Annotated in this window: 12 protein-coding genes; 4 read left to right on the forward strand and 8 right to left on the reverse strand. The window is 59.6% G+C overall.

Features of this window, described 5'->3' with window-relative positions; genetic code table 11:
* The 4 genes from BR41_RS24805 to BR41_RS02730 all read left to right on the forward strand — a co-directional run.
* The coding region (locus BR41_RS24805) for a peptidase inhibitor family I36 protein (RefSeq protein WP_211251646.1) at positions 1-4,776 on the forward strand (4,776 nt) is incomplete at its 5' end.
* Positions 4,777-4,787: 11 nt separating this feature from the next.
* Positions 4,788-4,982 carry a hypothetical protein gene (locus BR41_RS02720; RefSeq protein WP_035052660.1) on the forward strand — a complete coding sequence of 65 codons (195 nt, stop codon included), beginning with the start codon at positions 4,788-4,790 and terminating at the stop codon, positions 4,980-4,982.
* Between the two features lie 26 nt (positions 4,983-5,008).
* Positions 5,009-5,422 (forward strand): hypothetical protein, encoded by a 414-nt coding sequence (locus BR41_RS22625; RefSeq protein ID WP_051709929.1) that lies wholly within the window; start codon positions 5,009-5,011, stop codon positions 5,420-5,422.
* A 213-nt stretch (positions 5,423-5,635) separates the two neighbouring features.
* Entirely contained in the window at positions 5,636-5,944 is a 309-nt protein-coding gene (locus BR41_RS02730; RefSeq protein ID WP_035052662.1) for a hypothetical protein, read from the forward strand.
* A 628-nt stretch (positions 5,945-6,572) separates the two neighbouring features.
* Here the strand turns inward: BR41_RS02730 and BR41_RS02735 are convergent.
* From BR41_RS02735 to BR41_RS02770, 8 genes are all read right to left on the reverse strand, one after another.
* On the reverse strand, positions 6,573-9,956 hold the full coding sequence (locus BR41_RS02735; protein WP_035052665.1) for a hybrid sensor histidine kinase/response regulator: 3,384 nt from the start codon (positions 9,954-9,956) through the stop codon (positions 6,573-6,575).
* Between the two features lie 477 nt (positions 9,957-10,433).
* Positions 10,434-10,739, reverse strand: coding sequence for a type II toxin-antitoxin system RelE/ParE family toxin (locus tag BR41_RS02740; protein WP_035052667.1), 306 nt, complete (start codon positions 10,737-10,739; stop codon positions 10,434-10,436).
* Positions 10,739-11,005: a type II toxin-antitoxin system ParD family antitoxin gene (locus BR41_RS02745; protein ID WP_035052669.1), complete on the reverse strand. Its 267-nt coding sequence runs from the start codon at positions 11,003-11,005 to the stop codon at positions 10,739-10,741. Before BR41_RS02745 ends, BR41_RS02740 begins: the two co-directional genes overlap by 1 nt.
* 17 nt (positions 11,006-11,022) lie before the next feature.
* Positions 11,023-11,187, reverse strand: a complete 165-nt coding sequence (locus tag BR41_RS02750; protein ID WP_035053553.1) for a type II toxin-antitoxin system ParD family antitoxin — start codon at positions 11,185-11,187, stop codon at positions 11,023-11,025.
* An 83-nt stretch (positions 11,188-11,270) separates the two neighbouring features.
* A complete protein-coding gene (locus tag BR41_RS02755; protein ID WP_245615788.1) occupies positions 11,271-12,008 on the reverse strand; it encodes a class I SAM-dependent methyltransferase in 738 nt (245 codons plus the stop codon).
* Positions 12,005-12,847, reverse strand: a complete 843-nt coding sequence (locus BR41_RS25035; RefSeq protein ID WP_084186801.1) for a M90 family metallopeptidase — start codon at positions 12,845-12,847, stop codon at positions 12,005-12,007. The genes BR41_RS02755 and BR41_RS25035 overlap by 4 nt, the downstream gene beginning before the upstream one ends.
* 233 nt (positions 12,848-13,080) lie before the next feature.
* Positions 13,081-14,139: a glycosyltransferase family 4 protein gene (locus BR41_RS02765; RefSeq protein WP_035052671.1), complete on the reverse strand. Its 1,059-nt coding sequence runs from the start codon at positions 14,137-14,139 to the stop codon at positions 13,081-13,083.
* Positions 14,136-14,975: a UDP-2,3-diacylglucosamine diphosphatase gene (locus BR41_RS02770; RefSeq protein ID WP_084186802.1), complete on the reverse strand. Its 840-nt coding sequence runs from the start codon at positions 14,973-14,975 to the stop codon at positions 14,136-14,138. Before BR41_RS02770 ends, BR41_RS02765 begins: the two co-directional genes overlap by 4 nt.
* Between the last annotated feature and the right edge of the window lie 271 nt (positions 14,976-15,246).

Genomic DNA, 15,246 nt, shown 5'->3' on the forward strand with positions numbered 1-15,246 from the left:
CCGACTCCGACTCCGACTCCGACTCCGACTCCGACTCCGACTCCGACTCCGACTCCGACTCCGACGCCTGTTCCTGTACCGAGTCCAACGCCGGTTCCCACGCCAACGCCTACCCCCATTCCGGTACCCGTACCCAGCCCGACCCCGGTTCCTACGCCCACACCGACGCCTGTTCCGGTGCCGGTGCCGGTCCCGAGTCCGACGCCAGTACCGAGTCCGACACCAGCACCAGTCCCGACGCCCGCCCCATCGCCCGTTCCTACGCCGACGCCCGTTCCCGGCACAGCCGTCAGCGCCTGTTTCTTCGATCAGCCGAACTTCCAGGGCAATTCGTTCTGCACCACCAGCCCGTACAGCGGCGGTGTGCCGACGGACTGGAATGACAAGACCGCTTCAATCCAGCTCTCGGCCGGTGCGCAGATCACGCTGTATCAAGACACCCAGTTCGACGGCAAAAACGCCGTGCTGACCCAAAGCATCGCCGACCTGGCCACTGTCGGTCTGGCCGGCCAGCTCACGGACTACACGCTACTGGCCAGCAGTACCCCGCAGGTGCCGACCGGGCAACGTGCCTGCTTCTTTGCGCTGCCCAACTACCAAGGGGCGGCTTTCTGCTCCGATACCTACAGTGGCGACATGCCGGCCTGGTTCACCCACTGGTGGCAAAACCAGGCCGCCTCGATCCTGCTGGCCGACGGTAACCAATTGGCGATCTACCAGAACGCCGATTTCACCGGCACATCCGCTCAGCTCACCCAAAGCATTCCCGACCTGGCCAGCGTTGGCATGAGCAAGGCCGTCGCCGCCTATAGCCTCTATCCGCTGGGTCAGGCTCCGGTGCCCCCCGCTGGCGGTGCGTGCTTCTTCGATTACACCCACTATCACGGCGCAGCCTACTGCGTCGGTCCCACCAGCGCCGATCTGCCGAGTGCCTGGCAAGCTCGCGCGCTCTCGGTCCAGCTCGATCCGGGCGCACAGATCACCTTGTATTCCGGCAGTAGCTTTGGTGGCACGGCGGTCGCGCTTGCCCAAAGCGCACCCGATCTCACCACCGTCAACCTCGGCCGAGCAGTCAGCAGCTTCGGTATCGCGTTGGTGCCCGCCGCTGTCCCGGCTGGCTACGGCGCCTGTTTCTTCCAGCAAGCCAACTACCAAGGCCCGGCCTTTTGCAGCACCCCGTATAGCGGCGCCATGCCGGGCGTGTGGAGCAATGCGGCCGCGTCCATTCTGCTGGCACCTGGCTACTCGCTGATGCTGTCGCAATACGCCGACTATTCCGGCAAGAACCTGCCGCTGTCGCAAAGCGTGGCCGACCTCACTACGCTGGGCCTGAACAAAGCGATCAGCGCCTATACCTTGCTGCCCGCCGCCACCGGGACCGCCCCGGCCGTGCCGACCGGCAATGCGGCGTGCTTCTACGAATCGCCCAACTATCAAGGCGCCTCGTTCTGCACCCCCGCCTACAGCGGCGGGGTGCCGGCCGGCTGGAATGACCGTGCCGCCTCAGTGGCCGTCGCCAGCGGCTATCAGGCCATCGTCTACCAAGATACCGGCTTCGCCGGCAAGCGCGCCTTGCTCACCCAAAGCGTGGCCGATCTGGCCTTGATCGGCATGAGCAAAACCATCACCGACATCAAGGTCAACCAACCGGCGGCCACCCCGACCGGCAACGTCAACCTGCTGCTGCACTTCGACGGCGCGGATGGCAGCACCGCCACCACCGATGCGAGCGCCAGCGCCAACTACGTCTCCTTCGGCGGCAATGCCCATCTCAGCACCGCGCAGAGCATGTTCGGCGGAGCCAGCGCCCGCTTCGACGGCGGCATCGGCAATTACCTCTCCCTGCCATCCACCGTCGGCGATCTCGGCAACGTCTTCACGCTCGAATTCTTCGCCTACGTCAACAGCGTGCCGACCACCACCCCGTCGGCCGCCGTCGATGGCGGCAAGGCGTGGTTCCTGATGGGCCAACCTGGCTACGGTCCGCGCACCGGCCAAACCATCGAGTACACCCAGGGCGGCTACTTCGTCTTCGGTCAGGGGGGCAGCCTGCCGGGCCGCAGCACCGAAGCCAGCATTGCCGCCACCCATCCCGCACCGCTTCAGACCTGGACCCACGTCGCGCTCACCTCGGACGGCAGCGCCTGGCGGCTGTTCCTGAACGGCAATCTGGAAAGCACCGTGCCAACCAGCCTCGGCTGGGTACAGACCGGCAATAGCTTCACGGTCGGGCAGCTCTACGTGCCGGGGGTCGATGTATCCTGGGCCTCCGGCTTTGATGGCTACATCGACGACCTGCGCATTACCAAAGGCGCGGCGCTGTACACCGCCAACTTCACCCCGCCGACGCAAGCACTAACGACCCAGATCAACGTGCCGGTGACTACCCCGACGCCGACACCGGTCCCCACGCCGACCCCCACGCCGACCCCTGTCCCGACCCCTGTCCCGACGCCAACACCCACGCCGGTTCCAACTCCCACACCAACCCCGACCCCCACACCGGCCGGCACCATCCCCACCCACGTCGCCCTCGTCAGCAGCTTCGACACCTTCGATCCGCTGGGCCGGCTGCTCACCCACATGGACGGCAAGGGCTTCCAGACCACCTACACCTACGACGGCAACGGCAACCGGCTGACGCAAACCGACGGCAGCGGCCACGTCACGAAATACGCCTACGATGCGCTCAACCGGCTGACCCAGCTCACCGATGCTGCCGGCAACGTCAGCACCTTTGGTTACGACGCCGCCGACCATCTGGTCAGCGTCACCGACCCGGAAGGCTTCGTCACCCGTTACAGCTACGACGGCCTCGACAACCTGCTCAAGCTGGTCAGCCCGGATAGCGGCACCACCACCTACACGCAAGACGCCGCCGGCAAAGTCCTGAGCAAAACCGACGCCCGTGGCAAGACCGCCAACTATGCCTACGACGCGCTCAACCGCCTGACCAGCATCAACTACGGCGACCAGACGCAGACCTTCGTTTACGACACCGCCCTGAACGGCATCGGCAGACTCGCCAGCTTCAGCGATGCCGATGGCACCACCAGCTACAGCTATGACAATCTTGGCGACGTGACCCAAGTCAGCCGCGTCAGCGGTGCCTTGACCCAAACCACGGGCTACAGCTGGGGCCCCGGCCACCGCCTGACCCAGCTCACTGCGCCCTCCGGCGCTACCGTCGGTACCACTTGGAACAACGGTGCCATCAGCGCCATCCAGCTCAACGGCCAAGCGCTCGCCAGCAACATCGTCTGGTCCGCCAACATCGGCCCGCAAAGCTGGACGTGGAGCAACGGCCAATACTGGGCACGCGCCGCCGACGCCACCGGCCGCATCGCCGGCCTTGCGCTCGGCGATACGGTCAGAAGCTACGGCTATGACAACGTCGGCAATGTCAGCAGCATCGCCGACATCACCCACACCGCGCTGAACCAGAACTTCGGCTATGACGTGCTGGACCGGCTCACGCTCGGCAACGTCAGCGGGATTGGTTACAACTACGGCTACGACAAGAACGGCAACCGCGTTAACGACAATCACGGCACCGCCAACACCGACTATCACTACGACCCGGTCAGCAACAAACTGCTGAACACCACCGGCAGCACCGTCAATGCATACCAGTACGATGCGGCGGGGAATCAGACCCAAACCGGCAACGTGACCAACGTCTACAACAACGCCGGCCGCATCACCCAAGCCACGGTGAATGGTCAGACGTGGAGCTACAGCTACAACGCCTTGGGGCAACGGCTGCAGAAGACCGGCCCGACCGGCACCACGCGCTTCGTCTACGATGAGCAGGGGCATTTGCTGGGTGAGTACGATCAAACGGGCAAGGTGATTCAGGAAACGGTGTGGCTGGGTGACATGCCCATTGCCACCGTACGGCCGACGACTGATCCGGCCAATCCGAAGGTGTATTACGTGTGGGCAGATCATTTGGGGACACCACGGCAGATCACTGATCCGGTGAGCAATGCGCTGGTGTGGCGTTGGGATGGGGAGCCGTTTGGCAATTCGCAGCCGAATCAAGACCCGGCCAGTACGGGTACTCAGTTTGAGTACAATTTGCGTAACGCGGGGCAGATTAGCGATAAGGAAACGGGGCTGTTTTATAACGGCAACCGCACCTTCAATTCTGGCGTGGGTGCTTTCAACTCAAGTGATCCGATTGGGTTAGCGGCTGGGAGCAATTCTACATATAGCTATGTGGGAAATAGGCCCACTGGTGCAGTTGATCCTTCCGGGTTGTTTTCAATGTCACCGGAAACGCTTGAAAAAGCGGTAGAAAGAGCACTTGCCGCTGAAGTTGTTGGTGGAGGTCCTGAGGATCCTTTTGCAGATATAGCTGCAGCAGTTGCGATAATCAGCACAGTGAGTACAGCTGTAGATGTAGCCAATAAAAGTAACAGCAAAGATCGGGATCGGGATGATTGCAAGTGCAGAAATAAAAATCACCCGACGCTCTATCGTAGTGGGAATGCCTCAGGTCCAAGGCTGGATAATGTACGAGTGCCAAAGGATATCGTGGTTGGTCCAATGGGGTTGGTCCATCCAAATACAGGTGGATTGTCTAGTTTCTCCACGATTTCAGGTCCAGGAGTATGGTGGAGCCTTCCTGCAAACTTCCCGATTCCTCCCGGGCTTTGTTTGAAAAATGATCGCGGCAATCATTGGCTTCTTGAGCCGGCAGTTTCTATGCCATATAACAGTTTTGTGAACCAACTTGAGTCAACGGCTCCCGCTTGGTCTCGTGTCTATTGAGGTGACATCAAATGAAGCAAGTATCCTTGTCTTATAAGGAGCTATTTGCAATAGTTGAAGCTATCCAGTTTAAACTGTCTTCTTGTAATGAAGAATTGAAGGGGCAGATGGACGAGGACGCTAGGTCCGATTTGGTGAATGACAGCGCCTTTTTGGGTTGCCTTCTGACTGGGTTAAAAGAAGAGCTTGCAAAATGGAGTGAGTAAAAGGTGCTCGTGCAGGGCTTAATCTCATGTTGAATGAATTTAGAAAGAGCATTTGGATGTTGCTTCCAGATGGAACAAAAAAAGAAGCCCAAGTGGTTGGTTCCGAAGAGGATGATGGTATTGCCGTACTGTGTATCTCCTATGCAGATGCCAAAGTTTCACAATCATCTTCAAGAGGCTTTTTTGATGCCTTAAAAAAAATTCGTCTCATCTTGGAGACGGAAGGCGTCTTGCCATTATGTTTTGGGGCGAGCGAAGACGTATATCCCTCTCCAATGCAGGAGTCGATGGGGATGGCTATGCAGGCATATAGAAATCAATTCGGTAGGCAGGCACTAAGTGCTGACATTGTTGATATATTTGATAGTGACGACCGGATGCGGCCAGCGACAGTAAATGCGCAGGAAAAATTTCATCTGCAATGGCTTGAAAGTTTGTGAAATCAGTTCGATGGGGTAACGGGTTGAACGCAGAGAAATTAATGTGCTAAGCAATTAGTTGGCAGAGGGGGCATTTGATTGGTTCTTTTGTATTGTGCTTGCATATGCGTCGTCATGCTTTGGTGTGATCTTTACTTTAAAGAGCCGGCATCCTGATTTGTATAAAGAGTTAGGCTCTCCTGGGGTGTTTAGGAGGTTGGATAGGCGCCTTCCATGGTAGAAATCATAACGGAAAAGTTACTTGCCCAGATCTTGGATCTTCTTGAGGGTGAGTCCTTTCGAAAAGCTTCGATTACCTTCGAAGTGCATGACGAAGGGCAGTGCGTCTTAATTTATATTCCAATTGATGCTTTGCCGGAAACGGAGTTGTTGTCGACCTTCAAGAGAGTTGCGTATCGATTGAATAATTTAGTGCCCAGCCGTGAGGGCGACTATTCTTGGTATGCGTTGTTTACTCGATCAGGGGAAATTGTTGAAAGTTATTTTGGTGGGGACGCAAGTTCACCAAGCTCGGGGTTATAGGTGGCGGAGACTGGGACTTGGATAAGCAGGGAGCATCCACTGCCCGGTTTGCAAACTCCGACCATTGTCGGTCGTGATCGAGTTTTGCAGGCTGCGCATATCTGAATCGGTGAGAGGGTAGTCGGTACGGTGTTGCGAACGCACGCGAGAGTCTGAAAATCAGCGGTGAGCTGTTCATCGCTAACTAGGAACGCCTCGGCGGTGGAGCCGCTTTTTTAGCGTGATTCGGTGCTCAAGACCTGTCTAATTAGCTGGTCAGACGTGGCGAATTCATTGGCTTGGGGGATTGGCGGTAGGGACAAAATATTAGACACTTGAACCCCTGCATTTCCTTATCTGGCGCGGATTAGCGGGACGAAAGACTGAGGGACTGTTAATCCGTGTGTCCCTGGTTCGAGCCCAGGTCGGGGAGCCAACCAATTCAAGGGGTTGCGCATTGCGCAACCCCTTTTGTTTTTCCGGGTTTTAAACCGGAGAAGCATTTGCAGCCGGCATCCCGGCTCGCCCATCTTGCCGCACTACGTTTATCCAAACAGCGTAGTCAGTTTCGGTAAGCATAGTCGCTGATCTCCAGCCATGCGTCGTTGTCGTGAACCCGCATCTTTGCGCTTGAAGCGCGGGCTGCGCGTCATGCTGCGATGGCTTCCTGAATGCGTGTGCCGAGTTCTGCGGCAAGCGTCGCGAAATCCTCGTCCCAGTCATGGGCGTATCCGCAGCTTTGCTCCAGTTCCAGACAATCTTCCGCCAGCGCTTGCTGCTTCACGATCAGCAGGCTGCCGCGCATCTTGTGTGCCCAGCGCTTCAATTCGGCCAGATCGCGCTGCAAGATCAGCGTATCGAGCGCTTGGAGTTCGTTTTGCGTATAGGCCACGAATGCGGGCCAGTGCGGGCTGGGTGCGTCTGCGTCGTCACCATCGTCGACCGATAGTACGTTGTCGTTCGCAGGCCGTTCATCCGATGCACGCTCAGCCAGCACGCGATTGAACAGCTGGGCCAGGCGATTGCGGCTGGCGGGTTTGCCGACATAGTCATAAAAGCCATACGCCAAGCCTTGCTCGATGTCCGTGTCGAAACTGCTGGCGCTGATCGCGACCACACGCAGCTGCGGATTGCGTCCATGCAGGGCATCCAGCAATTGGTAGCCACTCATGCCGGGCATATCCAGATCGGTCAGCACCAGATCGACGGGCATGCCGCCAGAGATCGCCAGTGCTTCGTTGCCGCTACGTGCAGTGATGGCGCGATGGCCGAGCGTGGCGATCTGATCGGCCAGCAGCGAGCGGTTCAGATCGTTATCTTCGGCGACCAGAATCGTGAGGGCGTGGGTCGGCTGGGTGATGGCTGTCCCTGTTGAACTTGCCCCATGTTGAATCTCGCTAGTGTGGGCCTCGTCTGTCTTCGTCACGCCCATCGCCAATGCCCGGCGTAGTGACGCCGCCTGGAAGGCCGTGACAATCACCGAGCCATCCGCCTGCCGCGTGGGGGACGGCGGCCCGTTTCTGCGTACGTGCACCACGGGAGCCGGATAATTGCCATCTGGTACGGTCAGGTCGTCGCATAACACCAGTACGTCGATCCCTGCTGCGGGTAGGTCGCTCAAATTGGTATTGGCCTGATGGAGTGTGGTGACATTCCAGCCCCAGTGTGCGAGCCATGCGCCAACCGTTTGGGCGTGCTCCAGAGCGCGTGCGAGTACCAGTGCGTTGCCTTGTGGCGCGGGGGCGGGGGCATCAGCGCTTGTCGCGAGTTCGACCGGAATCCGTACGCTGAATGCCGAGCCGACATGGCGAATGCTGTTGGCGTTGATTTCGCCACCCATCAACTTGCACAAGGTGGCGCAGATCGACAGCCCCAGCCCGGAGCCGCCGTATTCGCGGGCCGTAGTGGCTTCGGCTTGCGCAAAGGGCGTGAACAGGCGGGCGACCAGCTTGGCATCCATGCCAATGCCCGAGTCGCTGACCTCGAATTGCAACTCCCCTGCACCCGCCGAAGTTCGCTGCAGGCGCGCGTTGAGCGATACCTTGCCGGAGTGGGTGAACTTGAAGGCGTTGCTGAGCAGATTGTTGACGATCTGACCGATGCGATTGATATCGCCAACGCTCATTTGTTCGAGGGAGGGGGCCAGTGCAACGTAGAAGTCGAGATTCTTGGCCGCCGCAATGGGCGCGTAGACATCGGCGAGCTGCTCAAAGCGCAGCAGTGGCTGGAAGGTCTGGCGCGCCAGCTGCATTTCGCCGGCGTCGATTTTGGAGAAGTCCAGAATGTCGTTGATGATCTGCAGCAGCGAATCCGATGCCGAACGCAAAGCGCCGATTCGTTGTTGTTCTTTCTCCGGCAGGCCGGCGGTAGATAACAGTTCCAGATTGCCGAGCACGGCGTTGAGTGGCGTGCGGATCTCATGGCTCATTGACGCGAAGAAGTTCGAGCGGGCTCGCAGCAGGCGGTCGGATTCCTCCCGGGCATGGACCAGCTCCAGTTCGGCCGTCTTCTGCAAGGTGACATCGGAAATCGCGCAAAACAGCACCGGCTGCCCTTGGTAATCGGCGGGTGCATAGGTGATCTGCAGATAATTGGGCTGGTCGGGTTGATCCGGACTGGGCGCTTCCCCCGGCAAACGCGGCACGTTGAATTGCGAGACGGTCGCCAACGCCGATGCCTGGTTCTGCTCGCGATTTTTCAGTTCCTCGATCACATGGGGTGGCAGTACCAGTGGGCCACGTACGCCGAACAGCGATGCGGCCATCAGATTGGCGGCGATCACCGAATAATCTTGTCGGCGCACAATGCACAGCCCGACCGGCGTGGCGCTGATCAGGATGTGATTGAGCGTTTCGTTTTCCAGTGCGCGCTGGGCTTCCTGATGATTCTTGGTCAGCAGCCGCTTGTCCCAATACCGCACGGTGCCAAACAGCGCGACCAGCAGCAGGCAACCGATGCCCAGCACCCAGCCCAACGGTTTGGCGATCGCGCCGAGGAAGGCGTCGTAGCGCAAGCTGGAGACGAGATAGCCGAAGACCCCGTGCACTGGCTCGACGATGACGAGGCCGTTGCGGGTGAACTGCGGCCAGGTCCGCGCCATGCTTTTGAGTTCGGCCAGCGTGATGTTGTGTAGCTTGGTGCCGCTCCCCATCTGATCGATCAGCACGCCTTGCGAATTGAGTAGCCCCAGCACGCCGGGTTCTTGCGCCGTATCCAGCCCCAGCCGGGTGAGGAAGTCATTCACCGGTACATCGGAGCCATACAGCAGCGACGGCTTGTTGCCCTCGTCCATGATGCCGACGCAACTCAAGATCATCGCGCCGCGCACGCTGTCGTAATAAGGGCCGACCCAGCGGATACCGTGCTGCTTGTCTTCGAACGTGCTGCTCTGCATGGTGTCGCGCCGCATCGTGCTGATGATCTCGTTGACCGAGAGCGGCGGCTGCTTGGGCGAGCGCAGGGTGTACGGGTGTTTGGGGAAAAGGGCGGCGAATTCCTGATCCAGCCCGATCACGTAGGCTTGTCGGTCGATCCCCATGGCTTCCAGCGTCGAGATGGCCGCGATGGAGATGCGCGACAGCACCCGTGCCCGATTGGGCCATTGCTCGCCCAGTGCTGCGCGCGTGGCGGCCGGCAGCAGGATCGTGTACTGGGTGTCGCGCAGCATGGTATCCGCCACGGCGCTATCCGATGTGGCGAGCGTTTGCACCACGTTGTCGAAGCCGTTGGTTTCCTGCGGCTGGCGCGGCCAGGTGTAGTCGAGCGTGAAGCGCATCCGGCGCACGAAGACTTCATCGTGCTGGATGATCTTGTCGATCTCCGCCACGTGCCGCAGCAATTGCTCGTGCCGCCGGTCGATGTAATCGCGCGCGGTCAGATATACCCCGAGCAGGATCGACCCGATGATCATCGCGGCCACCAGCCAGGTGATGCTGTAGTACAGCCGGCGCTCCTTGCGCGAATTGGCGGCAAGCGCGACGAACGCGCCTTGCAGCGACTCTTGCGAGGTTTCCAGTGTTCTTTGCATCGCCATCAGGTATCCCCTCTGTGTTCGGTGGCATGGCATCGCGCATGAGGGCTAGGGGCGTGACGGGGCTTCATGGCGTGTTTATCCGCATTGGGTGATCAGGCGTAACGGTGGTGAGTGATCGAACGGCGTGGGCTGACCGATGCCGGGCAGCACGAAAAAGAACGCGTTTCAGTCCATCATGGGCTGTATCGCTTGGGGCTCAAATAATTGTTAAAAATATATCTATTCAAGAAAGAAATCAGCAAGGTATTAAATTGAATGCTGAGCAAAAGACGCGCAGTTTAGTGGGAAAGCAAGGCGCTAAAACGTGATTACTTTGCTCAGGGCGTGAAATCAGGATTCACGTATGAATTGGTCACGCGCGGCGGCGTTGGCGGGGGAATGATTAGCGAATGGCGGGATGACGCAGGCGCGGACACAGCTGTGTTTTCAGCGTGTCCGTCGTTGGGGCAGGGGATGTTCTGGGAGGGGGGCGGAGAATCAATGCCCGCTATCTGGTTCGGAGAACCGGATACGGATGTCGCGTGCACCATGTAGCACACGAACGATGTGGACGACTTGTGAGGCCACCTGGAAGAAGATCACATACTTGCCATAAGTGCACGAACGGATGTCGTCACCCAGTTCATGCCGCAAGCGATAGATGTGCGGCGCTGATGCAATCTTCAGGCACTGGCTGTGTAGTTCGATCACAAAACTCGCCGCCCGCTTCGGACTGTCCTGCGCGATGTAGTCACCAATTGCTTCTATATCGCGTTCCGCCAGCGGGGTAATGACCAGCCGCATTACTTTTTCTGGTCTTGGCCCTGATCGCGATATTTTGCCTCCAGACGGGCAAAGACTTCCTTGGCCGGACGGCCTTCCCCGCTGGTCAACCCGGCTGCAATGGCGGAACGCAACTCCTGTTGCTCGATGGCATAACGTTGTTGTTGCTCTTCCAGGAGGCGCAGCCCGGCACGGACGACTTCACTGGCATTGTTGTAGCGGCCGGACTGGACGAGCTCCTGAATGAACGACTCGAAATGTGGGCTGAGTGCGACGCTAGTCGGCATGCCAAGCTCCTGCAGATTTAATAACGCAACTCCTGTTGCTCGATGGCATAACGTTGTTGTTGCTCTTCCAGGAGGCGCAGCCCGGCACGGACGACTTCACTGGCATTGTTGTAGCGGCCGGACTGGACGAGCTCCTGAATGAACGACTCGAAATGTGGGCTGAGTGCGACGCTAGTCGGCATGCCAAGCTCCTGCAGATTTAATATCTAATAACAATAGTTATTAGAATAGGTGCTGGAGATCGGGTCAAGTCGCTGCGGTCTAGCTAAGCCTTCGGCAAATACGCATCAAACCGCGTGCTCTCGCCGGGATAGTCGAAATCCGGTTTCACGCCCGCCAGCCACGGCGCGTGGCGGGGGCGTTTGACGACGATTCGTTTGCCGGCGATGCGTCGCGCCGGGGCGAGCAAACCGTCCGCATCCTGATCGCCGCCAATCAAATCCTGAAACGCGGCCATGTCCTTCTTGGATTTGGCGCGCTTGCCGGGCTCGGGGAACATCGGGTCGAGAAAGACCACGTCGAATTGCTGCTCGCAGGCATTGAGCCAAGTGAGTGAGTCCGCGTGGATCAGCGTCATGCGGGCGGCAATGGTGGCGGTATCCGGGTGCTCCGATGCTCGCGCCAAGCCATCCGCCAAGAGCGCACAGGCGACTGGCGAGCGTTCCAGCAAGGTGAGGGTGGCGCCCAAACTTGCCAGGACGAAGGCATCGCGACCTTGGCCGGCGGTGGCGTCGAGCACGGTGAGTGGCGCGCCCTGTTTCAGGCCGACCGCGCGCGCTACCGGCTGGCCGAGCCCACCGCCGAATTTGCGTCGGTGCGCTTGTGCGCCTTCAACAAAATCCACCACTACGCGCGCCTTGTCGCCCACCGTGGCCAGCTCCAGCTGGTCGTTCTCCCACAGCAGATAGCGGCCCTCGGCTGGGAGTGCATCTATTAAGGGCAAGCCGAAACGTGTCGCGATTGCTTGCGCGGGAGCGTTGCCCAGACTGAGTACGCCGATCACAGCCAGACCCCCGGAGCGGGTGTCGGCACGACCGGGCCAAAGCTGACCGGCTCGAAGGCTGGCCGGTAGCGCACACGCGGCAGGCGGGCGAGCGGGTCTTGTTTGTAGAACGCACACAACTGGGCGTAGACGGCCGGGTAATGGTCGGCAATCGCATGCGGTGTTTCGAAGAAATATTCGGAGAACACGGCGAAGCATTCGGCCGGGTTTTCTGCGGCGTAAAGGTCGATGGGGCTGTAGTGGTCTTGGTCGGCGCGCATCACCAAGTCGTCATAGGCACGCGAAAACGCCCGCTTCCACGCTTCGTAGCTCATGCCTTTATGCAGGGGTGGGCAGCCATTGGCTTCGCCGGAGCGCATATCGAGCTTGTGGGCGAATTCGTGGATGACCACGTTCCAGCCATCGAGCCACGGCGACTCGTTCACGTCCATCCACGACAACAGCACCGGCCCGTCCGAGCGCGCCTGACCAGCGAGGACTTGCTCGTATTCGTGCACGAGGCCGCTGCGGTCGGTGTAGCGGTCGCGGCTGACGAACTGGCCGGGGTAGAGGATGACTTCGTGCCAGTCATCGTAGGCATCGAAGCCCAGGTGCAGGATCGGCAATGAGGCTTGTGCCGCCAGCAGCACGCGCATCTCGTCGGTCAGCGCCAGTCCGCCGACGGCCGTGATGGTTTTTTCATGCAGGAACCATGCGGCGTGTTGGCGCAGCCGGTTGTGTTCGTAATCGGTCAGCCCGATGAACAGCGGCAAGTTGATCACGCGCTGCCACAGGGAATCGGGAATCGGGTTGCCTGCCAGATAGCGCTCGCGCTTGCGCCGTTTGAAATAGCCGAACATGTTTTTGTCTCCTCGTTATCGGGAAGAGATGGGCACGTAGGCGGGTGTTTCAAGCGACGGGAATGTTATGCGGGGTCGGGTTTTGCAGGAGCGCTTGCTCGCGATAGCGTCGGTTGGTCGGCCATAGCCATCGCGGGCAAGCTCGCTCTTACCACTGCAGTGGATGCCAACGCCAACAAAAAGCCCCATTTCCTGGGAGGAATGGGGCTTTTCTCTTTACGGGTAGCAGCTGCTTATTCGCCTGCTTGCCAGGCCGGTTGCTCCTGCAATTCCCGCAGCTCCTGCTGCGCGCCCGGCGTAAACGGGTGCAAGTGGTTCAGGAATTGCTGACTAGCCGCGGCCCACGAATAACGCTCGGCAAAGCGGCGCACTTCGCTGCGATCCAGCTTGAGCGCATCCAGGCAAGCCTGTTGCAGATCGTGCTTGAGCGCACCGGGGCCATCCTCGCCGATCACGTCGATCGGGCCGGTCACCGGGTAGGCCGCGACCGGGCAACCGCAGGCCATCGCCTCCAGCAGCACCAGGCCGAAGGTGTCGGTCTTGCTCGGGAATACGAACACGTCCGCCGAGTTATAGACCTCGGCCAGCTCCGTCTGCGAAAGCACGCCCAGCCAGCTCACTTCCGGGTACTTCGCACGCAAGGTCGGGGCGGCCGGGCCATCACCGCAGACCCACTTCGAACCGGGCAACTCCAGCTCAAGGAAGGCTTCAACGTTCTTTTCCACCGCCACGCGGCCGACATAGACAAACACCGGCCGGCGCGTCTGCAGCTTCTCCCGCGAACCCGGCTTGAACAGATCGAGATCGACACCGCGTGACCACATCACCACCTTGGTGAAGCCGCGTGCTTCCAGATCGCGCACGACCACCTTGGTCGGGGCCATGACAGCCGCCGCCGCGTTGTGAAAACCGGCCAGCCACTTATAGGTCCAGCTCACCGGAATGCCGAAGCGCAGTTGTACATATTCCGGGAAACGCGAGTGATACGCGGTGGTGAACGGCAGCTTGTTGCGGATGCAGAACTTGCGCGCCGCCAGGCCAAGCGGGCCTTCGGTAGCGATATGGATCGCATCCGGCTTGAAGGCGTCGATGCGGGCGGCGATCTTCTTGCCCGGCCGCCACGACAGGCGAATCTCCGGGTAGGTCGGGCAGGGGAAGGTCTTGAATTCCAGCGGCGTGATCAACTCGACCTGATGACCGAGTTTTTCCAGTTCATGCCGGGTCTGCTTCAGCGTGCGCACCACGCCGTTCACCTGTGGTTCCCAGGCATCGGTAACGATCAAGATATTCATGCGGTCATTCCAGTCGGGATTGGCAGGGGATCAGAGGTCGGGTTGGATTCGGGGGACGTCCACGCCGGAATTTGCGCGGCTTGCTCGGCATAGAATTTTTGCCAGGTCACGATCTTGAGTTCGCCGGTGGCGGTCTCGACGAGGGCGGTCAGGCTCTCTACCCAGTCGCCGTCATTGCAATACAGGATGCCGTTGATCTCGCGCATCTCGGCCTTGTGGATGTGGCCACAGATCACGCCATCCAGCCCCAGCAACTTGGCCTCGGCCGCTACCGCTTCTTCGAACTTGCCGACGAAGCTGACCGCCGTCTTGACCTTGTGTTTGAGATATTGCGACAGCGACCAGTAGCCCAGCCCCATGCGGGCACGGGCGCGGTTGAACCACTGGTTGAGTTTGAGCGTGAAGCCATATAACCGGTCGCCGACGATGGCCAGCCACTTGGCGCACTGCACGACGCCATCGAACTTGTCGCCATGCAGCACCAGGAAACGGCGGCCGTCGGCGGTGGTGTGGATCACCTCGTCTTCGATCGTGATGTCGCCAAACATCAGCCCGAGAAACTGGCGTGCGCCTTCGTCGTGATTGCCGGGAATATAAGTAACGTGGGTGCCCTTGCGCGCCTTGCGCAGCACCTTCTGGATCACATCGTTATGGCTCTGGTTCCAATACCAGTTTCGTTTGAGCGCCCAGCCATCGATGATGTCGCCGACCAGATAGAGATAGTCGCAATCGGCATGCTTGAGAAAATCGAGAAGATATTTCGCCTGACACCCGGAAGTGCCCAGGTGAACGTCCGAGATCCAGATACTGCGGAACTTCAGCGGCGCATCAGCCATGCCTGTCTCACTGTGGTCAACTGGCCGTAACCTAAGTGATCAAGATGACGCTCCCGAGACAAAGTCATGTCGTTTGCATGACAGGCGCTGACCGGTGGATCGGGCTCACTGAATATACTTATCGGCACCACTTCCAAACCCGGTATCGCGATGCTGACTCCGCGTGCGAAGCCTAGACAGCACAAGGCTTACGGCCTGCGCGCGCAATCGCCAGGCGGAATTCGTCCGCCGTACGGACTCGCCAGCCAGACGGCCAATCTGTACGATTCCG

The organism is Andreprevotia chitinilytica DSM 18519 (assembly GCF_000711875.1).
GTDB lineage: Bacteria > Pseudomonadota > Gammaproteobacteria > Burkholderiales > Chitinibacteraceae > Andreprevotia > Andreprevotia chitinilytica.